Raw genomic sequence first — 22,427 nt, forward strand, 5'->3', positions numbered from 1 at the left:
TAAGCGCCCCGGCAACGACGTCTGTCGACGTACCTTTAATCCGGTGATGATAGAGTCCACTTAATTTTTAAATGGACTCTATCACAAATGACCCAACCGACAGTCCCACGCCAGCGGGCTACCTACTCCATGCCGTTCAAACTCGACCTGGTTCAGCGATCACTGCAACCCGGTGCCTGCGTGGCACGGCTTGCCCGCCAGAACGGGATTAATGACAACCTGCTGTTCACCTGGCGTCAGCGCTATCGTCATCTGGTTGATGAGCCATCTGATACACCCCCAGCACCGGCCATTATCAGTGACGATATCGTTCCTGTTGTGACCACCGAATACTCACGACCCGCGCTGCCCGAGCTCCCGGCAGCATCAGCGCAAAGCCTGCCACCGGATGCCGGGCAATGCTGTGAGGTCAGTATCGGCCGTGCACGCCTGAAGCTGTCCGGCAACCTCACCCCGGCCATGCTGTCGGCTCTGGTTCGCGAACTGAAGAGAGGTGGCTGATGATATCCCTTCCTGCGGGTTCCCGCATCTGGCTGGTGACGGGCGTTACCGACATGAGAAACGGCTTCAACGGCCTGGCCTCCCGCGTGCAGAATGTCCTCAACGAGGACCCATTCAGCGGCCACCTGTTCATCTTCCGGGGGCGCCGTGGTGATATGGTAAAGCTACTGTGGTCCGATGAGGATGGTCTGTGCCTGTTCATCAAACGTCTTGAGCGTGGACACTTCGTCTGGCCCGCTGTCAGCGACGGGAAGATCCATCTGACCCCGGCGCAACTGGCTATGCTGCTGGAAGGCCTCAACTGGAAACATCCACAGTCATCACAACGTCCTGGCCTGCGGGTGTAACCTGTTGTAATGTCGGGTGTATGAAAAATGAACTCCCTGACGATATCGACCAGTTAAAAGCCATGCTGCGTAAACAGCGGGCGATGCTGAACGACCAGCAGACCCGGTTGCGCCAGTATGCAGGCCAGGTGGCGGGTTATGAGCAGGAAATCAACCGCCTGAAAGCACAGCTGGATAAACTACGGCGAATGCTGTTCGGTCAGAGTTCGGAAAAGAGCCGTAATAAGCTGGAAAACAAAATCCGCCAGGCAGAGAAACGGTTGTCAGAGCTGGAAAGCCGACTGGAGGCGGCAAAAACCTGCCTGAATGGCAACGAGCCGGTACCGGATATACCAGCAGATAGTGTTGTCGTGTCGCAAACGACGCCAGAAAAACCCACCCGCCACACCGCCCGAAAACCGCTGCCAGCCGACCTGCCTCGGGAAACACAGACCTTACTGCCAGCGACCAGCGTCTGCCTGTCATGTGGTGGAGAGCTGAAGGTGATGGGAGAAACTCTCTCTGAGCAACTGGAGATCATCAAAACCGCCTTTAAAATCATCGAAACGGTCCGACCGAAGCTGGCGTGCAGCCGGTGCGACGTTATCGTGCAGGCCCCGCTCCCGGCAAAGCCGGTAGAAGGCAGTCGTGTGGGCAGCAGCCTGCTGGCCCGCATCCTGGTCGGAAAATATGTGGAGCATACGCCGCTGTACCGGCAGACAGAAATCTACGCCCGTCATGGACTGGCGCTGAGCCGTAACACGATGGTCCGCTGGGTCGCGATGATGGGCAACCGGCTTCGTCCGCTGCATGAGGCGCTCAACCAGTACGTTATGCAGGCTGGCAAGGTGCACACTGATGACACGCCGGTCAGGGTGCTGGAGCCCGGGAGTGGTAAAACGCGAACCGGTCGGCTGTGGGTCTACGTCCGGGATGACCGTAACGCCGGGGTGCCAGAACCGCCGGCAGTCTGGTTCTCGTACTCAGCGGACCGTAAGGGGGAACATCCTCAGCGACATCTCTCAGGGTACAGAGGCGTGCTTCAGGCAGATGCGTACGGTGCTTACGACACGCTGTATGAGTCCGGGCACATCAGAGAAGCAGCGTGCATGGCGCATGCCAGAAGGAAAATCCACGATGAGCATGTTCGACGCCCGACAGAAATGACGAATGAAGCGCTGAACCGTATAGGTGCGTTGTATGCCATCGAGGCGGAAATACGCGGCAGCCCGGCCGGGAAACGGCTGCAGATAAGAAAAGCACGGTCGGTTCCGCTGATGACATCGCTGCACGAGTGGATAGAGGCGCAAATGACGACGCTGTCGGTTCACGCGGAGACGGCGAAGGCGTTCGCGTACATACTGAAACAGTGGCACGCCCTGAATGAGTACTGCCGTAACGGTCAGGTGGAAATCGACAATAACATCGGAGAAAACGCGCTGCGCGCGGTGGCGGTTGGCAGAAAGAACTACCTGTTCTTCGGCTCTGACAACGGGGGTGAGGCAGCAGCCATCATCTACAGCCTGCTTGGCACCTGCAAACTGAACGGTGTGGAGCCGGAAGGTTGGTTGTGCGAGGTGATAAGCAAGATCAACGACTGGCCTTCAAACCGGGTACATGAGCTGCTGCCCTGGAACCTATCCTCCGTAAAATAATCCTTACGCCACGTTCATTATGGGGCGCTTACGTTTAGACAGACGAATTCTCTGGTGAAACCAGTTCGTACATCAATTTCAAGCAGCAATTCAGTCAGATCAAGCGGTGGGATGATGAGTTCAAGTGAAATGCAAACAGACAGTCAGGTAAAATGCAAATGGGTAGTCAATTTAATGCGACCACCCTCAACATTGTCAATACCGATTGAATTCTGACCCACCTGCCAAAGTAAAACTGACCCACCCCCTTTGAATTACTCGACAGCTGCTTTCATTTTCTTCTGGAGTTGACCGCTTTTCAGTTTATCTTGCAGTCGATAGCTTTGTCCGCTGATTTACGCTATATGGGCATGGTGGGGCTGCATCATGGGGTGCAGGAATGCAGTAAGCATACTGTAACCGCCCTCGTAACCCCACTGACGTATCTCGCGTAGCAGCACGCTGGCGGGTATCCACTGGGGCATGGCGGCGGCCACGCGCTCAAGGATATAGCGCTTGAATGGGTCAGGCTTGCAGGGTCTGGGTGCGCGAGGCTTATAGCGCATATCCGCTACGGGCAGCAGGCTACGAATATATCTGCTGAACGGTCTCGCGAGAGCATGAAAGCTGACGCGCGATGGCGCGTATCGACATGCCCTGACGGTGTAAAACACTCATCTCCACTCTGTTCTCCAATGTCATCATTGGCAGTGCCTTAAAACTGCCATTTTTACCCTGGGTGGGTCAGTTTTACTTTGGCAGGTGGGCCAGTTTTACATCGGTAGCCACACGTTGTTCAGCTTAGTTGGGGTGCGTTTGGGATTCGAACAATACTGTGTAGTATTTCCGCCATCTCAGCAGATCTGACTAATCGGACAGTCAAATCGGCCAAAAAGCTCTCAAAATGTACCATCAAGGTACTAAACTAAATGTAAAAAATCATAAAAAGCACTTATTAAATACTAAAAGTGTACACTTTTAGTATTTGTGTTGTATCTCAAGTGTACTAGTGCTAAAGTTGAAACCTGACACTTAAAATGTACATTTAAGGGGCATATAAAGTATGAAAAACACATCTAATCCCTACTCTGGTAAGGTAATTGTTGTTGCTATAAAAAAGGGTGGAACTGGCAAGTCACTCATCAGCATGAACATTGCGCCTGAAGTCGTTCCGGATATTTTTTATGATACCGACCCTACTCCAGCCGTAACGACTTTCAACAGTTTCCGTTCAGAAGAAAAGCAGTGGAACGTTGTTCGACTGACAGACGATATGGACCAGGTAGTTGATAGATTTATCAAAGAGGTTTTAGCGGCCAAAGAGCTCGGGAAAAGTGTTTTGGTCGATTGTGGGGGTTTTGACTCATCTCTAACACGCGCGGCTGTAGCAATGGCGGACCTCATCATTTCTCCACTCAATGATGATCCTTCCGATATCCTTGGTTTACATGAATTTAGTAAAGTCCTAAGTGAAATCTCGGCTGATCTTGAAGAGAAAAAGACCGCGCATGTAGTTATGAATAAGGTTCACGCTTCACGCCGTAACTTCAGCGATATAGATAATTACATAGCTCAGTTTGATAATTTGAAGAGGCTGGATACTGCAATCCCAATGGACAAGGCAGCGCCTCAAAAATTCGGGCAAGGATTGGGAGTAGTTGAACATGTTTCAACGCGCTATAGCAACTCAGGCAATGCTATGCGGTCTCTATTCCTAGACATGAGAAATGCTTTAGAAAATGCATAGATTGGGTATATAATAAATATCTAAAATGTACATTTAAAATACTCAAGGTATATCTTATGACTAACTCAAGAAAAGATATGTTTTCCCGAATTTCTCAGCTATCCAAAAATGCACCACTTCAGGAAACATCAAACTCAACAAATGGGTTCCCCTTAAAGAATCCTGATGACAGTGTGCACAGCCCCTCGACTGATTCAGCTACGCCAAAAAGAAGAGCTAAAGCGGTTCGCCGAGCTAAAAACGTGCAAATTCCAGAAGACCTTTGGGATGCCTATGATGCACTAAAAGAAAAGAACGTTACGTCATTATTAATGACGCCGTATATATTGGAAGCGTTTCGTGAGAAGTTAGCGCGAGATGGAGCGTTTGAAAAATAACAAAAAACATACCTGTAAAGTATTAAAAATGTACATTATAGGTGCTGTATGTGTGGTTATTTTGTACATTATATAATTATAATACCTTTGCCACTGGAATATCTCCCCACCGGGTGGTGTAAGCCGGCGACAGCATTTCCCGCTTCATCTTCCATTCCGTATTTACGCCCTGGCCCGCAAACCACACTTTCCCCAGCCCGGACTGATTGATGCCGTCCAGTACCTTCATCAGCCGGGCGCTGTCCGGTCGCGGGCGGTCTTCACTGAACAGGTTCAGACTGGCTGATGCCGTTCGGGGTGAAGTCACCCAGCATGATACCGGCCTTCATGTACCGATGACCCTCCTGCCAGATACGGTCCAGCGAGCGCATGGCCACGGCGAGAATATCCCGGGTGTCCTGCGTGGGCAGCGTCAGCTTTTCGCCGGCGCTGTTGCCGTAGAAAGCCTCATTCACCGCGTGAGGGGAGGTGCGGATGAACACGCTGACGTGGCAGCAGAACTGCCGTTCGCCCCGCAGTTTCTCCGCCGCCCGGGCGGCATACTGGCACAGGGCCTGCTGCATGGCGCTCTTCGTGGTGATGCGTTCGCCAAAGCTGCGGGAGCAGACTATCTGCTGTTTTGACGGCGGCAGCTCTTCAAGCGGAATGCAGGACTCGCCGTTGAGCTCCCGCACGGTGCGCTCCAGCACCACGGTGAAGTTTTTGCGGATAAACGCCGGATGGGTGCGCGCCAGCTGCAGGGCGGTCTCAATCCCCGTCATGTTAAGTTTTTTGCCGATTTTCCGGCCCACGCCCCAGATTTCCTCCACCGGCTGCCGGGCAAGCAGGGCTTCCGTGCGTTTCGGGTTACCCGGTGTCAGCGCCAGCACGCCCCGGAACTGTGGCCACTCCTTTGATGCCCATTGCGCGGATTTGGCGAGCGTTTTGGTCGGGCCCATGCCCACGCCCACGGTGAGACCGGTGATGCGCAGGACATGGTCCCGCAGCCGGCGGCCGAAGTGCTCAAAATCCTCGCAGCCGTCAATCCCGGTCAGGTCGAGAAACATCTCGTCGATGCTGTACTGCTCGACCTTCGGCGTCATTTCCTCAAGGGCAGACATGACGCGAACCGACATCGAATGATACAGCCCGTAGTTCGAACTGAAGATATGTACCTTCTCCGGGAAGGGGGTGTCCCTTATCTGAAACCACGGCACCCCCATTTTTATGCCCAGAACCTTCGCTGCGGCACTTCTTGCAATCACGCAGCCGTCATTGTTGCTGAGCACCACCACCGGTTTACCGCGTAAATCCGGGCGGAACAGGGCCTCACAGACTGGCATAGAAGCTGTTGACGTCCGCCAGTCCGAACATGGTCAGTGCCATCGTCATGTCCTCGCCCGCGTGCTGTGAAAAAACCACGTCACCACCCCCAGCAGCTGCAGCTCAGGCGGGTAAATCACCGGATACGCCGGATTCATCGGCAGCAGGGCAGGGCGGGGGAGCAGCTGCAGACGTTTGACGGTGAAGGCCCCGTCGACTTCCGCAATCACGATATCCCCCTCAGAAGGCGTCTCCGCCCGGTCAACCACCATCACGTCGCCGTCATACAGGCCCAGACCTTCCATGCTGCTGCCGCTGGCGCGCACGAAGAAAGTCGAGGCCCGGCGGCGGATGCAGAGGGCATTCAGGTCCAGCTCATCCTCCACGTAATCAGCGGCCGGCGAGGGAAAACCGGCGGCGCAGGTGTCAGCGAACAGCGGGATGGCCAGCTCAGGACTTCGGTCGGCCGGGCGCAGCAGGGTCAGGGCAGGGGTTTCTTCCGGGGTGGCGTGGCGCGTCATGTGTCCCTCACATCATTACTTTATAAGACTGTATGCATATACAGTATCGGAAATTTACTCCCCTGTTGCAAGTCCCGCCCGGATGCCTGCGGACAGGTGCCTGATACCCGGGCGGATTCTGTTTGCCGGCGACGTGAGAAAAGGCTGTCGCTGCGCGCCGCTGTTGCCGGCGTACCGGCTTCGCCTGTCGCCGGGGTGGCGCTGACGCGCCGGACGGAAAACCGTCACCGCCTGTGGGCTGCGCCGTGACTTCACGTTAGCCGGGGCGCGTTCCGGTCAAGGGTGCGTTTCACCTCTGTCGTCACCCGTTCCCCGCCGTGCGCGGGACATTCAGTCCGCGCCGGCGGCGCGTGCGGCTTCCTCCTTCGCCCGTTGCCCGGTCCGCTCGCGGCCCGGCTGCGGTGTCGTCACGGCGCAGGAGCCGGAAACCCATTAACCGGGGAGTGTTTATGCCGAACTGGTGTGCAAACAGGCTGTGCGTGACGGGGCGCAGCGAAGACATTGAGCAGGTCAGGGTGCTGACGGACGGCGGACGTTATCCGTCATACGCGCGCGCGGCGGCGCAGGGCGTGCAGCTGTTTCTGGCGGGCTGCGCGGGCATGCTGAAAACCACGGAAGTGATGGCGTATCTGCCGTATCCGGGGCTGACAGCAGCCGGGCAGGGTGATGACACCCCGGAAAACCGCGCCTTCACGCAGTGGCTGGCGCACCTGCAGGCGGGTACGGCGCTGACGGATGCGGCGTGCGACGACCTGCATGCCCTGTGGCTGGCTGGCGGCCTGCGCGACCGGCGCCGGGATGACCTGACGGATGCGCAGCAGGCATGCATCGCCGCCGTGTTTACCGGACAGCGCCACGACGGGTACGGAAGTTTCTCCACCACTTCCGTGTCGGCATGGTGGGATGCGGTCTGTGACGGTCTGCCGGGTCTGAAGGCGCGTCCCCTTGACCTGATGATGGTGCTGCCGTCGCGTCTGGATGTGGAAATCAACGGCTTTAACGGGCGCCTGCTGGCCGGTGTGCCGTCCGGTTACAGCTGGTACGTGGAACGTTATGGCACCAAATGGCCGTGCGGGTATGACCTGACGGTCTGTGACGGCGGTGCGGACTGGCTGTCGGTGGACTTTGACACCCCGTGGTCGCCCCCGGCGGAAGCGGTGATGGCCGAACTCAGTGAGCGCTACGGCGTGACGGTGGAGCACTGGTACGCGGAGCAGGGCTGCGACTTCTGCGGGTACGCCTGCTACGCCCGTGGGGTGCAGACGGAGAGCCTCAGCGACGTGCTGGAGTGGAGCGACGTGGATGAGAGCGATGAGGACGCCTGCCCGGAAGTGACCGGCCCGGCGTGGATAGTGGATAACGTGGTGCACTTCGGTGGCTGACAAGGGAGCGGGCGGCGCAGGCCGCCCGACAGTGATGATGACAAAACGCATGACCGTAAAGGCTTTTAAAGAACGGCTGGCCGGATACGCGGATGACACCCTGTGCTGCGGCACCTTCTGGCTGGCTGGCGATTTTCTCGCACTGGATGAGACGCTCGACGAGGATACCCTCGATGCCGCGATGGAGCGGGCGCAGGACGCGCACGACGCAAATGAAGGGTTCAGCCGGCAACATCCGGCACGGGTGACTGACGAAGTGAAACAGGAGGACAAATGAACGCATGGCTGGTGACGTTTCAGGCCGAAAGGCACGGGGTGGAGTATGAGCACCATCTGCTGCTGCAGGGCGCAGACCTGCCGCTGGCGGAAGCCGCCTGCGGGCTGATGGCGGATACATGGTGGCAGGGTGAGCGCCCGGTCTGCGCGGAGGGGGTTTACCGGACATACGTGCACGGCAGCGTGTGGCTCAGTGCCATCATCCTGCTCAGTGATGCAGAGCTGGAGACCCTCACCGGGCTGAAGTTTCTGGACAGATGGTTTGTGACCGGCTCACCGGACGCCCCGGTGGTGCAGGACGAACAGGATAACCGCTGGCAGGACTTCCGCGACTGAAACCATAAGGTGGCCGCCCGCCGGGGCGGCGCTTTTCACACACAGGATAAGGAAGTCGCTGCGCTCCGCTCCTGAGCCGGCACCCGGTCTGACGCCGGATGCCGGCGGGCAGGAAGTGCCGTGCCCTCACGGTAGCCGGGCCGCTTCGCCGGCAAGGGACGCTGTCGCTCGTCCTGCTCACCCGTTCCCCGCCGTGCGCGGGACATTCAGTCCGCTCCGGCGGCGCGTGCGGCTTGCGCGTCCGCCCCTGCCTGCTTCGCCTGTGGCCCGGCTTTGTGGAGGTCACGGCACCACAGGGGTGCCCCTTGATACTCAGGAGCAGAACATGTCCCGATTCATGCAGGGCGACAGCGTGCAGGTTATGGCCGGATTCCCCGATAACAGCATTGATTTCATCTTAACTGACCCGCCGTACCTCGTCGGCTTTAAGGACCGTTCCGGGCGTTCGATTGCCAATGACGTGAACGATGAATGGGTATTACCGGCAAGCCGGCAGATGTACCGGGTGCTGAAGGCCAACAGTCTGGCGGTGAGCTTTTACGGCTGGAACCGGGTGGACACCTTCATGCAGGCATGGAAAGCCGCCGGCTTCCGTGTGGTCGGCCACCTCGTGTTCACCAAACCTTACGCCTCAAAATCGGCCTTTGTCGGCTACCAGCACGAAAGCGCGTATGTGCTGGCGAAGGGCCGCCCGGCTTTACCCGCAAATCCGCTGCCGGACGTGATGCCGTGGCAGTACACCGGCAACCGTCACCATCCGACCGAAAAACCGGTGAGCATCCTGCGCCCGCTGATTGAGAGCTTCACGCAGCCCGGCGACCTGATTCTGGACCCGTTTGCCGGCAGCGGTTCGACCTGCGTCGCCGCCGACCAGTGTGGCCGCCGCTGGATTGGTATTGAACTCCTTGAGCAGTACCACGCCGCCGCCCTGAAACGCCTCGGCGAGCAGCGCGCGATGATGAATAAAACCGCCGCGTGAGGCGGGCAGCGACACCACCGGCCGGGTGGCGACTGCCCCGCCGGTGACACAGACAAACAACAAGCGAGATAAACATCATGCTGTACGGCACCCGTAAACAACTGAACAACACACTGAAACGCGCCTTTGGCGACAATGAGAAATTTGCCCTGCTGGTCTGGACGCGGGAGACGGTGATGGCGCAGGCGGAGGACATGACGGAGCAGGAGGCGGACCGCATTCTTGCGCTTATCGGCAGAACCGGGGCGGGGGACCACACGGAAACCGGTATTTCATACCGGACTGTACAGGAAATACTGGCTGACCTGCGGGCGGAGCCGAAAATAGTTACGGTGTCGGCGGACCTGCTGGCGCAGGTGGCCGGCGTGGCGGAGCGGGCGCTGATGGCGGAAGAATCGGCGGCATTTGACGCGGGGAGGCCGGTTCCTGAAACGGTGAGCATGAATGTTGCTGCTCTCCGGGTGCTGCGTCACCTGATGGCCGGGAGTGAACACCATGAATAATCAACGCCTGAATGCCGCCGGCGGGGAGCTGGCGGCGGATGTGGCGGCCATAGACGAGGCGCTGACCGATATTTTGCTGCGTATTCACACGATGCGCCGGCGCTGGCCGCGCGACAGCGACAGGGCCGAAATCCGCCTCACCATGCTGGCGGTGGAGGATGCGGCGGAGTCCCTTCAGGGGGCTTCGCGCAAAATCGCCCGGTTGCGGCGCTGTATGATCCGCTGAGCCGGTCATTCAGGGTGGTCAGATAATGACCATCCTGATTTTTTTGATACATATCAGGCGGTCAGCGGGGTTATCCACAGGATTCTGCCCGCACTGTTAACCCTGAATGTGAATGAAAGATGACAACAAGGATGTTGCTGCGCGCCTCTTTCATGCCGCCTGCGGCGGGGAGGACAGAAAACCCGGTCCGTGCGGTCTGCGGCCGGTGCCGTGACTTCACTTTAGCCCGGCCGCTGCGTGTTCAAGGGTTCGCTCCGCCGTCTCCTCCCCCGTTCGCACTCGCGCCGGGCCGCTGACTTCCGTCGCGTCTCCGCTCAGGTTTCGCGTCACCGCCGTGCGTCATCCCCCCTCTGCTCCCTTGCGCTGCGGCCTCGTCGCCGCCCCTGAACACTCCGCTTTTCGCCGGGCTGCCATTCAGTCACGGCACAGGCCGGAACAGTAACCCACCCTGACAGCGGAGATATTCTGATGAACACAGCCACCCCTGTTTTTGAACCTGCACGTTTCCTCGACGGTTTTGTGCGGATGCAGTTTTTACCCTGCCTGTTCGGCGATGACTTCACCCGCGCCGAATGTAACGTGTACAGCTACGCCGGGCGCTATCTGGCCGGGTATGACGGCGGGGTATGGGGTTACGCCCTGCTGGCCGGCGGTGGCGGTTTTATGAAGCCGGAAGGGGAGGAAAGCTGGCGCGTGATAAACCCGGACAATGACGCCGATGTGACGGTCAGCAGCGAGGCGGCAGGCATCATCATTACTGCGCTGGTACTGAATCACCGGAGGCTGGATGTATGACCGCCATGACGACGAGGAGTTATGCGCCCTGTACTGCCGCCGCCACCGCCAGCTGATGGACTATGCCGCCACCCACCCGGAAGCCGCCGCGATTTTCCGCGCGCTCGACTGAACCCCACCGGGGCGGCGTTGCTGCCCCGCACTGACCCCTGCCACTGACGGAGCAAATAACGATGTACGGAACCGTAAATGAAGTCTGCGAAAACCTGAAAAGCCGTTTTCCGCAAAACGAGGAAATTAAAGTGATTGTCTGGACAACCGCTGATGTTATGGCGGTTCTCAGCGAAGAAAACATAACGGAAGCGATGGCCGCCCGGATACTGGCGATGATGGACGGCATGGAAGGGCTGCATGAATCCGGCGTCGGCGTTGAAACATTGCTGTGCATCCGGGACGCGCTGGAAGAAGAAGATGACTGGCAACGGCAGATTACCGTTCCCGCCGCCGTGCTGAAAAAGGTGATGGCGCTGGCGGGGGAATTTCTCCGGATTACCGAAATTGAGTCCGGCGAAGGGGCGGCCCGGCGGTTGTACAACGAAGAATCCGACGCCCTGCAACGGGTGCGGGATGAAATAAACAGATAACGCAGCCGGGCAGGGAGGCCCGGAGCCGTTTTCGGCCGCCGGAAAACCCTGCCGCTGCGCGGCGGTGCGGGAAAGGCCCGCGCCTGCGGCGCGGTTTCCGCACGCTGCCATCGCTGTGGTCAGGGCTTCAGGGGGTGAGGTAACGGACAGGGCAGGTGGTGAGTTTATGGTTTTCTTCACCGGTTATGCCGGTAGTGGCAGTGGTGCCGTTTATGGCTGAAAAGGCGGAACGGCAGAAAAAGAAGCCGGGCCACGCTCCGGCTCCCCGTCCGTACCGGCCGGGTCGTCGGCCACACTCCGCTAACCCGCCGGCAGGCCGCCGGGCAAGCTCCGCCGAACCCGCGCTGCGGTTTCGGGCTGGCGCTGGTGTCCGATGGCGACGGTCAACGGCACCGCTCACAGCGACCGTGCCGGTCGCGCCGCGTCCACCGCCCCGGCGGTGCCGGCGCTCTGAGGGGCAATGCCACCCGCTGCGCTTCGCCGCCGCGACCGGCATTGCGGCGGGTGCCGGCCCTTCGTCCCCCTTCGCATCATCCGTTTAAGCTCCTGTCGCCGGGGCTGAGACAACCACAACCCGTCTGGCTGTCCAGGGTGCGCTGACGCCCGTCCGGAAAACTTTTTGCCGGCAAAAACTTTGCCGTCCGGCCCCGGACATCTGCACCGGGCCGTGGCTGTTGACGCCCCTGCGGCGAAGGTTCTCAAACGGGTGATGGTTAACAGGGCCGGTAACACGGCACACACCCGCGAAACGTCAAGGGCCGCGGCTCCCGAAACTCAACGGGTGATGCTCTTTAAAAACAGGGGGATAAACGATGGCTGAACAGATTCAGGCGCTGCGCCGCGATGAAATTTTGTTTCTGGGGCGCAACGCACAGGGCGCACTGCCGCTGAAAACCGTAACGGAAGGCGTGACGCGCAGGGCAGCGATAAAGGCGTTTGTCGCGCAGTACCGGCCCACAGGTGGCTGGTTTCTCGGCGATCCGCAGGACATTACCGACAGGCGGATAAAGGAGGCAGGGGCGGACAGCGAACCGCAGAAATGAAAAAAGCAGGGAAACCCTGCTTAATCCACCCCGGATTTATCGCAGCAACGATATTTCCGGGATTCTTTAACAACATAGAGGAGAAATCATATGCTGGTTTCAATTCTTACACCTTCTGAATCCTCTGTAAACCCCCGGCGGCATCCGCGCGTGCTGCATCCCGATATCCCCGCTCCGGCGCTGAACCCGGCTTTGCGGGCGTTCGGGCGGCACATTGCGAAATGTCACCGCAAACAGCGCCGGGTGCATATCCCGGCCATGACGGGCGGCGAGCTGGGGCAGGTGCTCCGCACGCTGGAGCTGAAACGCGCCTTTAACTGATGAGGTGAGCCGCCCCGGAAGGGGCGGCAATACAGAAGGAAAACACCATGCAGCACGATACCGCACTTTGTGCAGACCTCAACACCACCGACAAAACCGGCGACGTCATCCCTTCGGTGGCGATTGATCGCATCATCGCGCAGCGCAACGCCGGGATAGTGGCCTTTATGGCCGGACTGGCGCAGATTCAGGAGGCGCAGACGTTGTTTAAAGGGGCAGCGGGTAAGGACTGGTTTTCGGGGCTGGCGGATATCGTCAGTTACGGCCTGAGCGCCCGCAGTGAGCGCGACACGGACGTTATTCGCCGCAACGTTGCCCGCCTGACTGACCGGGACATCTGGCATCGCCTGATGAACGATACCGGCATGTTCACGCTGATGAGCGCCACACAGCGCAAGAAATGGGATGCGGAGCTGTACAGCGACGCCTGCCCGGAAATCACCAGCGATAACGTGCTGGCGACCTTCCGGCACCTCAACGCGGCGAAAGGGGAGACGTTCGAACAGGGCGTTATCGACGTGTTTCGCGCCCTGTCATGGGACTACAAAACCAATAACCCCTGTCGTCTGGGTAAGAAAATTATTCTTGAAGGCGTGCTGGACGTGTTTGCAGGCGACCGGCGTTATGTGAGCGTGCGAAGCCATGCGCAGGACAGGCTCAACGACCTTGCGCGACCGTTCTGGCTGCTTGCCGGTAAAAATGTGCCTGATTTTCGGGTATCAGAGGGCGCGCGGTTCCGGGATTTTATCGCCGCCGGAATGAACAATGTGGGCGAGGTGTTCACCTGCGACTGGTTCACCATCAAAGCGTTCTGGAAAGGCACCGCGCATATCACCTTTACGCGGCCTGACCTTGTGGACAGGGTAAATGACATTGTGGCACGTCACTATCCGGGGGCGCTGCCGCCAGCGGTCTGACGGTGAAACCGGGCAGGGAGGCCCGGTATTGTCTGCCGGGTCGCCGGAAAACCCGGCCGCTGCGCGGCGGTGCGGGAAAGGCCCGCGCCTGCGGCGCGGTTTCCGCACGTTGTTTTCTCTGTTGCCTGTGCTTTCAGGTATCCGGGCAATGATGGTATCTGGTGAGGCGGGGTTTACTCCGGTTTCTGTTCCTCTGTTGCCGGGAATGATGACGGAACAGCAGGAATAACCAGAACTGAAACATGGCCCCCTCCGGCTCCCCGTCCGTACCGGCCGTGTCGTCGGCCACACTCCGCTAACCCGCTATGCGGTTTCGGGCTGGCGCTGGTGTCCGATGGCGAAGGTCACAGATAAAAACTTTACCAATGTTGAGGTGGTAGAAGCTGACTATTTCAGACAGTTTGTGCGCCTGATTGCGCGCAGCGGGATAAGCATTTGACCCTGTGCCCATATTGAAAAAACGCTAAAAGGAGAGTTGCCATGAATGTACAGAACATCAACACCGCCACGTCGGGATCTCCCGACGCGTGGGAGGAAGGTCAATGCATCACTATTCCCGGACTCAGCCCGGCACTGGCCGGGAGTCTGCAATTGCTGGCCTCTGTGTGTATGCAGGATATGGATGAAAAATGTCGGACAAAGCGGCTTTATGGCGCACTGCTGATGATGGCATGGCAGGTGTGCGATACCGTGGCGCGGCAACCACGCCCGCAGGTTCCTGCGGCGTCGCAGATCGCATGGGAGCAGGCAGGGCAGCTGGTGTGCAGCGGCTTTTGTGAAGCGGGAGAGATTCTGTGGAAACTGGCCTGTCAGGAGCTGGAGAGCGGGCTAAGGGGCAGGGTTGCAGAAACCCGCCTTCAGCGCCGACAGTAACAGTAACTCCGGCCACAAAGCAGGCAGTCTCCGGCATGTATCTATAACCGGGGCTGAATATCAGGGCGATTCTGAACAACAGGGATACAAGCCATGAAAACAGAAAAGAGAGTCGGGCCGGGGAATGGCGAAACATCGTCGGGTCATAATGAGGTGCGCGGAGAAGTGATTGTTACGGGCAGCGAAACAAAACAGGGCCGGGGCGTACACTTCTGCAATCATCCGCTGCTGAGCGGCATTAACAGCAATCTCTGGTTTCCGTTGAGCGCAGAGGATGACTGGTTTACGGGGATAGAGCGGATTCTGGTGATGAACGGGGTGGCGGTCAATGTGGTGAGTATCACGCCGCTGAATGACGGTCGGGCTTACACGGACTGGAAAGTGATATATAACCGTTCATTAACGGCCTGAAAGGAAAAAGGCAGAGGGGGAAACCCACCCCTGCCAGCTGCGTTCCTGATTCTGTCTGAGAACAGTGAAGACAGAGTATGACTTCATTTAATACGGGGTGAAGTGACTGAACACTTCATGAGTAAATATAGCACGTCATGAGTATATGAAAGGCTGAGAACGAATATTTCCGGATATATTGCCGGACACCGCTCAGTTAATCACAGGTAAATCCGTGGATATTATTTCTGCGCGGTGGGCATGTCAGAAAACGAAACTGCCCCGTTGAAGTGCAGAAATCCATGTGCTGAATATCACAGGGTAAGGCATAAGACAGGCGCGGAAATTTACCGGTCTTATGCCAGCAGTCCAGCCTGAATCTGCTGCTGCGATAAAGAAAGAGGAACATCACTCCCCGGGTATTTGCAGTACGATTTCTGTTGCACCGCTTTTTAATATTCTGTGACTGACAGGTTTCACATAAATCAGGCGGTCTGCCGGCAAGACAGGAATGCCCGAGCCGAGAAACACAGGGATGGTGGTTATCTGTAACTGACTTAATTCGCCGGCGTCAGCGAAAAACGCCGCTGTTTTCCCTCCGCCGACTACCCAGACTTTTTTATCAGCGGCGACGGATTTCGCCAGTGTGGCAATGTCTGTGGCACTGCCGCTGACCGTTGCAATATTCAGTTCCTGCGGTGTGGGTAAAAACTGACGGGTCAGAACAAAAACGGGTACGTTTTTATAGGGCCACTCTCCCCGAAAGTTTTCAATAATCCAGCAATAAGTCGTACCGCCCATAATGACCGCGCCGACCGTCTGATAAAAATCGTCATAAGGTGTGGCGTCATCACCCAGAGTAAAATTATTCAGCCAGTCAAGCGCGTGCTGGTGAGTGGCGATAAATCCATCCAGCGACGCAGCAACATAATAAACCAGTCCGGACATTTACAACTCCCTGCATATCAGTTAAACGAATTTCCCAACAGTGCCACGTTGAGCCATATAACCATCACAAATAAAACCTGAAAACCGTGTCTGTTGACTGTGTATTTTTAATGCCGTTTGAGAATGAGCAGTCTGTAAATTCAGGTCTGAAAGTATCCCCACGCAGAAGAAGGAAAGTACCAGTTAAAAAAAAGGTTCAGACTGATATCTGGTAAAGGCGCTGTATTCTGTAGCCTGATAAATTATTCGCCTGGCAGAAACTCGCTTATTTTCTCATTGCAGTCTGTGGCTCTCCTGCGACCTGATTTTTACTGGCCTTGATGGCGGTATAGTAGCGATGAATTTTACTGGCATAGCTGTAACGGCGGGCAGCCTGTCGCGGTGTTTTTTTGAAACCGGCATTGTAGGCACCTACCGCATCCCATGACACCCCCCATTTATTAAACGCGCGAGCGAGAAAATAAGCCCCGGTGTAAATGTTCAGGCAGGCATCGGTCAAAAGATGCTGTGATTTAATTCCGTAGCGTGATAATTCGCCAAAATGTTGCGAGTCGATCTGCATCAGGCCGGAACCATATCCCGATACCGGATTGCGACCAATGGCATTCACCACAAACTTTGACTCCTGCCACGAAATAGCCCGCAGTAAATCCGGGTCGATTTTATAATCCCGTCCTGCCATATCAAAGCAGTCTTCAGCGTATGAAATGACGGGAAATATCAAAAGTGTGATGACTAACACAATTTTATTCATATACCACCCTTCAGGGTTCCTTGCTGGAAATGTTTTAACCCGTCCCGAATAAGAACTCAACAAATATGCACTCCTCACCCCAAAAATCACCACACACTACGCAAAATTAAAATTTTGCAGATTGATTATGTAATTCATGAGGTTAACTAACCTGAAATTGCACTATCTATCATTATGAAATATATATGCGATTCGCCAGCGATTCGCCGGCGATTCATTAATGAATCGTTGACGAATCGGTAATGAATCAAATCAGGCGTAATGCGGTCTGGAAGGCGAATTGACTCTAGATTCGATTCGTGGTGTGATTCGCATGATGAATCGTATTTTTGTGGGTGTGAATCTAGATTCGAATCGCGAATTGAATCGCCGGTGAATCGTGTATTCTTCTCGGTTAGTAATAGAGTGAAATTTCGTTTTAAATAAGGATGTGAAATGGCAAAGGTTCAGGCATATGTCAGTGATGAAGTCGCTGAAAAGATTTATGCAATTGTGGAAAAACGACGGGCAGAGGGAGCAAAGGAGAAAGATGTCAGCTTCTCTGGTGTCGCGTCCATGTTAATAGAACTGGGTGTCAGAGTGTATGAAGCGCAGATGGAGAGGAAGGAAAGCGGATTTAACCAGATGCTGTTTAACAAATTACTCCTTGAGTCAGTGATTAAAACACAATTTTCTGTCAATAAGGTTCTTGGCATTTCTTCTCAAAGTCCACATATAGCTGGCATCCCAAAATGGGAGTGGCCTGCAATGGTTGAGAATATCAGAGAAGATACGCAGGAGGTGATCAGTAGAATATTCCCGGAAGACCAAAATGATGAAGGTGACTCTTGATTATATGTTTTAAGATAAGAGTTTTCACCTAATATACAGAAAACTAAAGTGGAATGATCTGCAATTTTTGAATGACAAGGATGTCTGCTGGAACTATCATTGTTTTGGAAGCAAATAGTTTCTGAAAATTTGAGAATCGCTGATGTAAGGAGCTACAACTCTTTACATCAGCTGTCCATAGAATCCTGACAAAGAGGTTCCTATGTATCCGATGGATCGTATTGAAAGCCAAAAACTAAGTCAATCAGAATTCTTCCGTAATTTGCAGGGCTTAGTCAGATTTTCTGACCAACCTACGTGCCTTCGACTGCGTTGCGGTAACTTCCTGTGCCGCAACTCTTCTTTTGATCATGCTTTCCTGAAGTCTGTTGATTTTAATCACTGGTTTGAAAGTATTGAGATAAACACATCTTTGCGTTTGTCTGCTCTTGAGGCTGAGATTTACGCCGACAATAAATTTGTTTTTGTTGAGGAAAATTTATCCATAAATGGCTTCCGGTGGGACGTGATAATAGAGAAAATATTTTATATGAATACTGAAGCCACGGTCTGGAAATTTTGTCATATTCGTCGGGGTGCGTTCCTGATGTCGCCAAGAAATACACAGTTTATCAATCAGATTAACGATTTTAAAATGGCCATTTCTTTGTTGAATGATGTGCAGCATGAAACATTCGCATTGTATATACTTGGAGCCTCACACCAGTGTATTTCTCAGGTTCTTAATATATCAGTCGGAACATCTAAAAATCGTATAAACAGAATATTAGCTCTACTACCTGAGCAAATAAGAGATGATGTATTTATACTTGCATTCGCGAGTGGGGTGGTGGTTTCTCTTTTCAGAACGGCAAATGAATTACTGTGTAGGAATGTTACAAAAATGTTAAATAAATAGTGACTTTTCGTCTATTGCCTAACGGGCGACTTAATGCAACACTTTTACCGTGAAACTTTGTAGCGGAGGAAGTTGTGAGGCGAATGAATACTCGTCCGGCATTAGGTCCGTGCGTCAGTATAAAGGTTGATGATGATACACATCGTCGATTATTAGAATCTAAAGAACTTAGTGGACGAAGTAAATCCGCTGAGGTGGTCTACAGGATTAAGGACCATCTACACAGATTTCCGGATTTCTATCCAACGGTAACTTATAAGAACGTTTCTTTCGGTCCTGTTGTAGTAACAAGGTTTGATGACGAAACGAATAATAAACTTATAGCTGCAAAAAACAAAAGTAACCGAAGTAAATCGCATGAGGTCTATCTAAGGTTACAGGACCATTTGCATCAGTTTCCAGTTTTTTGAATAACGTTTATTTTGATGATAAAGGAGGTGAATAACCCGGATAATTTAACAGAATCTTCACGCTAAGTTTTACACCTTAATTTAATTCAATCTGAAGGGTTTATATATGAATGCTGTCTCAGGTGTTCAGGGTATTGCTTTACCTGAAGAAAACAAACCGTCATTAATGTCACGCATGTTCCGTAAACAAACGGCACTGAAAGTCGCCAAAGTCGTCCTGCCGGTCGGGGCTCTCGCTGCCTTCTTCCCGGATGTTGCAATGGCCACCACTACTACCACTGACCTGATGAAGTCCGGTGACACCACGGTCAAAGGAACCTTCGGCAAGTCCTCCAGTGTCGTCAAATGGGTTGTTCTGGCGGAGGTCGTCGCTGGCGCGATCATGTATATGATGACCAAGAACGTGAAGTTCCTGTTTGGTTTCGCCATTATTTCTACCTTTATTTCTATCGGTATGGCTGTAGCCGGTTACTGAGAGGACGGCAGTGATGACGGGAGACGATTTAAAGAAATACCGTTTCCCGGAAACACTCACTAACCAGTCCCGCTGGTTTGGCTTATATCTCGATGAACTTATCCCGGCCGTTATTTGTCTGGGCTGGGGTTTCTGGACCAGTAAGTTTATTTTCGGTATGGCCGCAGCGGTACTGGTTTTCTGGGGCATCAAAAAACTGAAAAAGGGACGGGGCAGTTCGTGGTTGCGTGATCTGATTTACTGGTATCTGCCCACGTCCCTTCTTAAGGGGTTTTTTCACGATATCCCGGATTCCTGTTTCCGGCAGTGGATTAAATAATGCAGTGAGGAATTAATCTATGGAGCACGGTGCCCGACTCAGCACGACCCGTGTCATTGCGCTCGGCTATCTCTGCATGGGGGCGGTTATTATTCTCAGTCTTGCCACGAATATTATTCAGGGAATAAATAACTACCGCCTGCAGACTGAACAGAAGGTTGTGGTCACGCCGATGTTATTTAATGCGCCGTTTGCGGTGTCTCAGAATCAGGCTGATGCCTCCTATATTGAGCAGCTGGGGCTGAGCTTCGTGGCCCTGCGCCTGAATGTCACGCCGGAAACGGTGGATGCCCAGCACGCGCAGTTACTGAAATATGTTTTCCCCGGCTCACAGAACAGCCTGAAAATCCAGCTGGCTGATGATGCGAAGCGGATCAAGGACAACAATGTGAATGCCACCTTTTATATGACCTCTGTCCGCTCTTATCCGGCGGAGAACCGGGTGGATTTGCGCGGGGAATTAAAAACATGGATAGGCGACTCCGCACCCTATACCGAAATTAAACATTATGTCCTTCAGTTTAACCGGATCGACGGTGTCAGCTGGCTGGCGCGTTTTGGAGAAATAAATAATGAAAAAAATTAATCCATTATTTATCTCCGGTTGCCTGTTCATGATGTCGCCGGCCTTTTCCGCCACGCTCAGCGGAACGCTGGCACCTACGGTGGTGCCACTGGCTAACGGCGGGCAGGCCAACATTGCTGTCAGCAACACCGACCCGAACCTCTTTACCGTACCGGGAGACCGCATCACGGCCATCAACAGTCTGGATGGCGGTCTGACGAATCAGGAACAGACCGACAGCGGGGGCGCTGTTCTCGCCACGCTCAGCAAAAAACCGTTCACCTTTATTGTGGAAACCGAGCGCGGTCTCAACTTTTCCATCCGGGCCGTGCCGCGTGCCGGTGTGGGCCGGACCATTCAGCTGGTTTCAGAACTGACCGGTACACCGGGACCGGCGAAGTCGTGGGAAGAATCGACGCCGTATGAAACGCTGCTGGTGACACTCAACCGGGCCATGCGGCAGGGCAGTATGCCGGAAGAATATCAGTCCGTTCCGGTGACGGCTGAAACCCTGTCGGTGCCGGCCGGACTCCGCGCCACGGCGGATAAGGTCTGGACCGGTCATCATCTTAAAATCGTGCGCTACAGCGTCGAAAACACGGCTTACTCACCCCGCCTTATCCGCGAAAGCGATTTCTGGCAACCGGGCACGCGCGCCATCATGCTGAGCACCCCTGCTGGTCCGCTGACGGCGGGGGGGCGCATGTCTATCTGGGTCACCACAGCGGAGGGGGCACGCTGATGGCGAACTTCAATACGCTGATCAAACGCAAGCAGTATCTCTGGCTGGCCCTGCTTCTGGTCGGTGGCACCGGTTTAGTGGCGGGGGGGTTGTATCTGTCAGAACTGAATTTACGTTCTGAAGAAGACCCGACCGTGCAGGCCGAACCGGTTCCGGATATGACCGGGGTGGTCGACAGCCAGTTCAACAGCAAGGTTGAGCAGCATGCCACCACGGAAATGCAGGCCACGGCCGCCGATCTCACTAAAAAGTTTGAATCGCTGCAGGGTGAAGTGAATTTGCTGAGTAAAGCCCGGACGGCGGACCAGATCCGCATCGATAAACTATCCGGGGAAAATGTCGCCATGCAGGAGCAGACTGAAAGCGCTGGGCGTCAGACCTGCTGTCGCCGGAGGCGAACCTGCGCCGGCTCCGCCGTCACCGCCACCGGGGCCGGAAGGGGAGCCTCAACCGGCGAGCTTCCCGCCACAGTCAGGCGGTGCGGTGCCGCCGCCGACATCATTCTACCCCGGAAACGGGGCTGTCATGCCGCCACAGGTCAGCTACCAGTCTGTGCCGGTGCCGAACCAGATACAGCGCAAAACCTTTAACTATGACCGTGGCCGGAAAGGCAAAACGCTGCCCTACATTCCATCAGGCAGCTTTGCAAAAAGCAGTCTGATAGAAGGTGCTGATGCCAACGCTTCCGTTACCGGGAATGAATCAACCGTCCCCATGTCGCTGCGTATTATCGGGCGTGTGGAAATGCCGAACAGCAAAACCTATGACCTGACCGGTTGCTTTGTCGGCCTCGAAGCCTGGGGGGATGTCTCCAGTGAGCGCGCCATCGTTCGCACCCGCAATATCAGCTGTATCAAAGGCGATAAAACTATCGACCAGCCCATTAACGGCCATGTGTCCTTTATGGGCAAAAACGGCATCAAAGGGGAAGTGGTGATGCGTAACGGCAAAATCCTCGGCTGGGCATGGGGGGCAGGATTTGTTGAAGGGATTGGTCAGGGGATTGAGCGAGCTTCGCAACCAGCTGTGGGTCTGGGAGCGACAGCCTCCGTTGGTGCTGGTGATGTCCTGAAAATGGGGATGGGCGGCGGATCATCGAAAGCGGCGCAGACGTTAGGTGATTACTACATCAAACGCGCTGAGCAGTATCACGCGGTGATCCCGATCGGTGCGGGGAACGAAGTGACCGTGGTGTTCCAGGACGGTTTCCAGCTGAAAACCATTGAAGAGCTGGAAGCGGAGAAGAACGGGCAGCAGGCGCAGAACACGGAGCCGGCCCCGCAGCAGGAACAACGCGCTCAGTCGTCCGGCGGAAACATGAACGGATTCAGCACCGATGACATGCTGAAAAAGCTGGGCAAACTCGATCCGCGTCAGTTCTCACCCGGGGCGTCATCAGAAGCTGAAAATAACGGGTAATACAACGGCAGGGGTATGCGTCCCCATATCATA

Annotated in this window: 27 protein-coding genes and 4 pseudogenes; 26 read left to right on the forward strand and 5 right to left on the reverse strand. The window is 55.2% G+C overall.

Annotated elements, in window-relative coordinates:
- Positions 1-87: 87 nt before the first annotated feature.
- From ABOC21_RS00160 to tnpC, 3 genes are read left to right on the forward strand one after another with little or no spacing between them, the layout of a single operon-like run.
- Positions 88-501, forward strand: a complete 414-nt coding sequence (locus ABOC21_RS00160) for a transposase (RefSeq protein WP_426811791.1) — start codon at positions 88-90, stop codon at positions 499-501.
- Positions 501-848, forward strand: coding sequence for an IS66 family insertion sequence element accessory protein TnpB (gene tnpB, locus ABOC21_RS00165; RefSeq protein WP_426811792.1), 348 nt, complete (start codon positions 501-503; stop codon positions 846-848). Before ABOC21_RS00160 ends, tnpB begins: the two co-directional genes overlap by 1 nt.
- 20 nt (positions 849-868) lie before the next feature.
- The gene (gene tnpC / locus ABOC21_RS00170; protein WP_426811793.1) at positions 869-2,482 is read left to right on the forward strand and encodes an IS66 family transposase; all 1,614 of its coding nucleotides are present in this window, start codon (positions 869-871) and stop codon (positions 2,480-2,482) included.
- A 368-nt stretch (positions 2,483-2,850) separates the two neighbouring features.
- Here the strand turns inward: tnpC and ABOC21_RS00175 are convergent.
- A pseudogene (locus tag ABOC21_RS00175) lies at positions 2,851-3,166 on the reverse strand (helix-turn-helix domain-containing protein); the annotation flags it as partial.
- A 358-nt stretch (positions 3,167-3,524) separates the two neighbouring features.
- Here ABOC21_RS00175 and ABOC21_RS00180 point away from each other — a divergent pair.
- Both ABOC21_RS00180 and ABOC21_RS00185 read left to right on the forward strand, forming a co-directional pair.
- On the forward strand, positions 3,525-4,208 hold the full coding sequence (locus tag ABOC21_RS00180) for a ParA family protein (protein ID WP_426811794.1): 684 nt from the start codon (positions 3,525-3,527) through the stop codon (positions 4,206-4,208).
- 56 nt (positions 4,209-4,264) lie between these two features.
- On the forward strand, positions 4,265-4,585 hold the full coding sequence (locus tag ABOC21_RS00185) for a molecular chaperone (protein ID WP_426811795.1): 321 nt from the start codon (positions 4,265-4,267) through the stop codon (positions 4,583-4,585).
- A gap of 76 nt (positions 4,586-4,661) precedes the next feature.
- Here the strand turns inward: ABOC21_RS00185 and umuC are convergent.
- Together umuC and umuD are read right to left on the reverse strand one after the other, a co-directional pair.
- Positions 4,662-5,938: pseudogene (gene umuC, locus ABOC21_RS00190) on the reverse strand (translesion error-prone DNA polymerase V subunit UmuC).
- 14 nt (positions 5,939-5,952) lie between these two features.
- Entirely contained in the window at positions 5,953-6,408 is a 456-nt protein-coding gene (gene umuD, locus ABOC21_RS00195; protein ID WP_426811796.1) for a translesion error-prone DNA polymerase V autoproteolytic subunit, read from the reverse strand.
- Positions 6,409-6,857: 449 nt separating this feature from the next.
- Between umuD and ABOC21_RS00200 the strand changes: the two genes are divergently transcribed.
- From ABOC21_RS00200 to ABOC21_RS00260, 13 genes and pseudogenes are all read left to right on the forward strand, one after another.
- On the forward strand, positions 6,858-7,790 hold the full coding sequence (locus ABOC21_RS00200) for a DUF1281 domain-containing protein (RefSeq protein WP_426811797.1): 933 nt from the start codon (positions 6,858-6,860) through the stop codon (positions 7,788-7,790).
- Positions 7,783-8,067, forward strand: coding sequence for a hypothetical protein (locus tag ABOC21_RS00205; protein WP_426811798.1), 285 nt, complete (start codon positions 7,783-7,785; stop codon positions 8,065-8,067). Before ABOC21_RS00200 ends, ABOC21_RS00205 begins: the two co-directional genes overlap by 8 nt.
- Positions 8,064-8,402, forward strand: coding sequence for a hypothetical protein (locus tag ABOC21_RS00210; RefSeq protein ID WP_426811799.1), 339 nt, complete (start codon positions 8,064-8,066; stop codon positions 8,400-8,402). The genes ABOC21_RS00205 and ABOC21_RS00210 overlap by 4 nt, the downstream gene beginning before the upstream one ends.
- Positions 8,403-8,727: 325 nt before the next feature.
- A complete protein-coding gene (locus ABOC21_RS00215; RefSeq protein WP_426811800.1) occupies positions 8,728-9,381 on the forward strand; it encodes a DNA methyltransferase in 654 nt (217 codons plus the stop codon).
- A gap of 77 nt (positions 9,382-9,458) precedes the next feature.
- On the forward strand, positions 9,459-9,884 hold the full coding sequence (locus ABOC21_RS00220) for a DUF1380 family protein (protein WP_426811801.1): 426 nt from the start codon (positions 9,459-9,461) through the stop codon (positions 9,882-9,884).
- The gene (locus ABOC21_RS00225) at positions 9,877-10,110 is read left to right on the forward strand and encodes a hypothetical protein (RefSeq protein WP_426811802.1); all 234 of its coding nucleotides are present in this window, start codon (positions 9,877-9,879) and stop codon (positions 10,108-10,110) included. The genes ABOC21_RS00220 and ABOC21_RS00225 overlap by 8 nt, the downstream gene beginning before the upstream one ends.
- 468 nt (positions 10,111-10,578) lie before the next feature.
- Positions 10,579-11,017, forward strand: a pseudogene (locus ABOC21_RS00230) (antirestriction protein).
- A 61-nt stretch (positions 11,018-11,078) separates the two neighbouring features.
- On the forward strand, positions 11,079-11,489 hold the full coding sequence (locus ABOC21_RS00235; RefSeq protein WP_426811803.1) for a DUF1380 family protein: 411 nt from the start codon (positions 11,079-11,081) through the stop codon (positions 11,487-11,489).
- A gap of 812 nt (positions 11,490-12,301) precedes the next feature.
- Positions 12,302-12,532: a hypothetical protein gene (locus ABOC21_RS00240; protein ID WP_426811804.1), complete on the forward strand. Its 231-nt coding sequence runs from the start codon at positions 12,302-12,304 to the stop codon at positions 12,530-12,532.
- Between the two features lie 90 nt (positions 12,533-12,622).
- On the forward strand, positions 12,623-12,853 hold the full coding sequence (locus ABOC21_RS00245) for a hypothetical protein (protein WP_426811805.1): 231 nt from the start codon (positions 12,623-12,625) through the stop codon (positions 12,851-12,853).
- 47 nt (positions 12,854-12,900) lie between these two features.
- Positions 12,901-13,770: a DUF4942 domain-containing protein gene (locus tag ABOC21_RS00250; protein WP_426811806.1), complete on the forward strand. Its 870-nt coding sequence runs from the start codon at positions 12,901-12,903 to the stop codon at positions 13,768-13,770.
- 480 nt (positions 13,771-14,250) lie between these two features.
- Positions 14,251-14,643 (forward strand): hypothetical protein, encoded by a 393-nt coding sequence (locus ABOC21_RS00255; protein WP_426811807.1) that lies wholly within the window; start codon positions 14,251-14,253, stop codon positions 14,641-14,643.
- Between the two features lie 93 nt (positions 14,644-14,736).
- Complete coding sequence (locus tag ABOC21_RS00260) at positions 14,737-15,054, forward strand: hypothetical protein (RefSeq protein WP_426811808.1); 318 nt, start codon at positions 14,737-14,739, stop codon at positions 15,052-15,054.
- A 387-nt stretch (positions 15,055-15,441) separates the two neighbouring features.
- Here the strand turns inward: ABOC21_RS00260 and ABOC21_RS00265 are convergent, their stop codons facing one another.
- Both ABOC21_RS00265 and ABOC21_RS00270 read right to left on the reverse strand, forming a co-directional pair.
- A complete protein-coding gene (locus tag ABOC21_RS00265; RefSeq protein ID WP_426811809.1) occupies positions 15,442-15,981 on the reverse strand; it encodes a dihydrofolate reductase family protein in 540 nt (179 codons plus the stop codon).
- Positions 15,982-16,246: 265 nt separating this feature from the next.
- Positions 16,247-16,735: a transglycosylase SLT domain-containing protein gene (locus tag ABOC21_RS00270; protein WP_426811810.1), complete on the reverse strand. Its 489-nt coding sequence runs from the start codon at positions 16,733-16,735 to the stop codon at positions 16,247-16,249.
- A 435-nt stretch (positions 16,736-17,170) separates the two neighbouring features.
- Here ABOC21_RS00270 and traM point away from each other — a divergent pair, with 435 nt between their 5' ends.
- The 8 genes and pseudogenes from traM to traB all read left to right on the forward strand — a co-directional run bounded on the left by traM (position 17,171) and on the right by traB (position 22,394).
- On the forward strand, positions 17,171-17,566 hold the full coding sequence (gene traM / locus ABOC21_RS00275; protein ID WP_426811811.1) for a conjugal transfer relaxosome DNA-binding protein TraM: 396 nt from the start codon (positions 17,171-17,173) through the stop codon (positions 17,564-17,566).
- A 211-nt stretch (positions 17,567-17,777) separates the two neighbouring features.
- Positions 17,778-18,464 carry a sigma factor-like helix-turn-helix DNA-binding protein gene (locus ABOC21_RS00280; RefSeq protein WP_426811812.1) on the forward strand — a complete coding sequence of 229 codons (687 nt, stop codon included), beginning with the start codon at positions 17,778-17,780 and terminating at the stop codon, positions 18,462-18,464.
- Between the two features lie 83 nt (positions 18,465-18,547).
- A complete protein-coding gene (locus ABOC21_RS00285) occupies positions 18,548-18,874 on the forward strand; it encodes a TraY domain-containing protein (protein WP_426811813.1) in 327 nt (108 codons plus the stop codon).
- Between the two features lie 106 nt (positions 18,875-18,980).
- Positions 18,981-19,349, forward strand: a complete 369-nt coding sequence (gene traA / locus ABOC21_RS00290; protein WP_426811814.1) for a type IV conjugative transfer system pilin TraA — start codon at positions 18,981-18,983, stop codon at positions 19,347-19,349.
- Between the two features lie 13 nt (positions 19,350-19,362).
- Positions 19,363-19,668: a type IV conjugative transfer system protein TraL gene (traL, locus tag ABOC21_RS00295; RefSeq protein ID WP_426811815.1), complete on the forward strand. Its 306-nt coding sequence runs from the start codon at positions 19,363-19,365 to the stop codon at positions 19,666-19,668.
- 19 nt (positions 19,669-19,687) lie between these two features.
- Positions 19,688-20,254 carry a type IV conjugative transfer system protein TraE gene (traE, locus tag ABOC21_RS00300; protein WP_426811816.1) on the forward strand — a complete coding sequence of 189 codons (567 nt, stop codon included), beginning with the start codon at positions 19,688-19,690 and terminating at the stop codon, positions 20,252-20,254.
- Positions 20,241-20,975: a type-F conjugative transfer system secretin TraK gene (gene traK / locus ABOC21_RS00305; protein ID WP_426811817.1), complete on the forward strand. Its 735-nt coding sequence runs from the start codon at positions 20,241-20,243 to the stop codon at positions 20,973-20,975. The genes traE and traK overlap by 14 nt, the downstream gene beginning before the upstream one ends.
- A pseudogene (gene traB, locus ABOC21_RS00310) lies at positions 20,975-22,394 on the forward strand (F-type conjugal transfer pilus assembly protein TraB). Before traK ends, traB begins: the two are co-directional and overlap by 1 nt.
- Positions 22,395-22,427 lie beyond the last annotated feature (33 nt).

The organism is Klebsiella sp. WOUb02, from assembly GCF_050058015.1.
GTDB lineage: Bacteria > Pseudomonadota > Gammaproteobacteria > Enterobacterales > Enterobacteriaceae > Klebsiella.

Coding starts and splice junctions, on each gene's coding strand:
- tnpB (WP_426811792.1), top strand. CDS start 501: ATGATATCCCTTCCTGCGGGTTCCCGCATCTGGCTGGTGACGGGCGTT.
- ABOC21_RS00225 (WP_426811802.1), top strand. CDS start 9,877: ATGAATAATCAACGCCTGAATGCCGCCGGCGGGGAGCTGGCGGCGGAT.
- ABOC21_RS00280 (WP_426811812.1), top strand. CDS start 17,778: ATGGATCGTATTGAAAGCCAAAAACTAAGTCAATCAGAATTCTTCCGT.
- tnpC (WP_426811793.1), top strand. CDS start 869: ATGAAAAATGAACTCCCTGACGATATCGACCAGTTAAAAGCCATGCTG.
- ABOC21_RS00235 (WP_426811803.1), top strand. CDS start 11,079: ATGTACGGAACCGTAAATGAAGTCTGCGAAAACCTGAAAAGCCGTTTT.
- ABOC21_RS00180 (WP_426811794.1), top strand. CDS start 3,525: ATGAAAAACACATCTAATCCCTACTCTGGTAAGGTAATTGTTGTTGCT.
- ABOC21_RS00240 (WP_426811804.1), top strand. CDS start 12,302: ATGGCTGAACAGATTCAGGCGCTGCGCCGCGATGAAATTTTGTTTCTG.
- traM (WP_426811811.1), top strand. CDS start 17,171: ATGGCAAAGGTTCAGGCATATGTCAGTGATGAAGTCGCTGAAAAGATT.
- ABOC21_RS00265 (WP_426811809.1), bottom strand. CDS start 15,981: ATGTCCGGACTGGTTTATTATGTTGCTGCGTCGCTGGATGGATTTATC.
- ABOC21_RS00210 (WP_426811799.1), top strand. CDS start 8,064: ATGAACGCATGGCTGGTGACGTTTCAGGCCGAAAGGCACGGGGTGGAG.
- traL (WP_426811815.1), top strand. CDS start 19,363: ATGACGGGAGACGATTTAAAGAAATACCGTTTCCCGGAAACACTCACT.
- ABOC21_RS00200 (WP_426811797.1), top strand. CDS start 6,858: ATGCCGAACTGGTGTGCAAACAGGCTGTGCGTGACGGGGCGCAGCGAA.
- ABOC21_RS00160 (WP_426811791.1), top strand. CDS start 88: ATGACCCAACCGACAGTCCCACGCCAGCGGGCTACCTACTCCATGCCG.
- ABOC21_RS00185 (WP_426811795.1), top strand. CDS start 4,265: ATGACTAACTCAAGAAAAGATATGTTTTCCCGAATTTCTCAGCTATCC.
- ABOC21_RS00245 (WP_426811805.1), top strand. CDS start 12,623: ATGCTGGTTTCAATTCTTACACCTTCTGAATCCTCTGTAAACCCCCGG.
- ABOC21_RS00250 (WP_426811806.1), top strand. CDS start 12,901: ATGCAGCACGATACCGCACTTTGTGCAGACCTCAACACCACCGACAAA.
- traK (WP_426811817.1), top strand. CDS start 20,241: ATGAAAAAAATTAATCCATTATTTATCTCCGGTTGCCTGTTCATGATG.
- ABOC21_RS00255 (WP_426811807.1), top strand. CDS start 14,251: ATGAATGTACAGAACATCAACACCGCCACGTCGGGATCTCCCGACGCG.
- umuD (WP_426811796.1), bottom strand. CDS start 6,408: ATGACGCGCCACGCCACCCCGGAAGAAACCCCTGCCCTGACCCTGCTG.
- ABOC21_RS00215 (WP_426811800.1), top strand. CDS start 8,728: ATGTCCCGATTCATGCAGGGCGACAGCGTGCAGGTTATGGCCGGATTC.
- traE (WP_426811816.1), top strand. CDS start 19,688: ATGGAGCACGGTGCCCGACTCAGCACGACCCGTGTCATTGCGCTCGGC.
- ABOC21_RS00220 (WP_426811801.1), top strand. CDS start 9,459: ATGCTGTACGGCACCCGTAAACAACTGAACAACACACTGAAACGCGCC.
- traA (WP_426811814.1), top strand. CDS start 18,981: ATGAATGCTGTCTCAGGTGTTCAGGGTATTGCTTTACCTGAAGAAAAC.
- ABOC21_RS00270 (WP_426811810.1), bottom strand. CDS start 16,735: ATGAATAAAATTGTGTTAGTCATCACACTTTTGATATTTCCCGTCATT.
- ABOC21_RS00285 (WP_426811813.1), top strand. CDS start 18,548: ATGAATACTCGTCCGGCATTAGGTCCGTGCGTCAGTATAAAGGTTGAT.
- ABOC21_RS00260 (WP_426811808.1), top strand. CDS start 14,737: ATGAAAACAGAAAAGAGAGTCGGGCCGGGGAATGGCGAAACATCGTCG.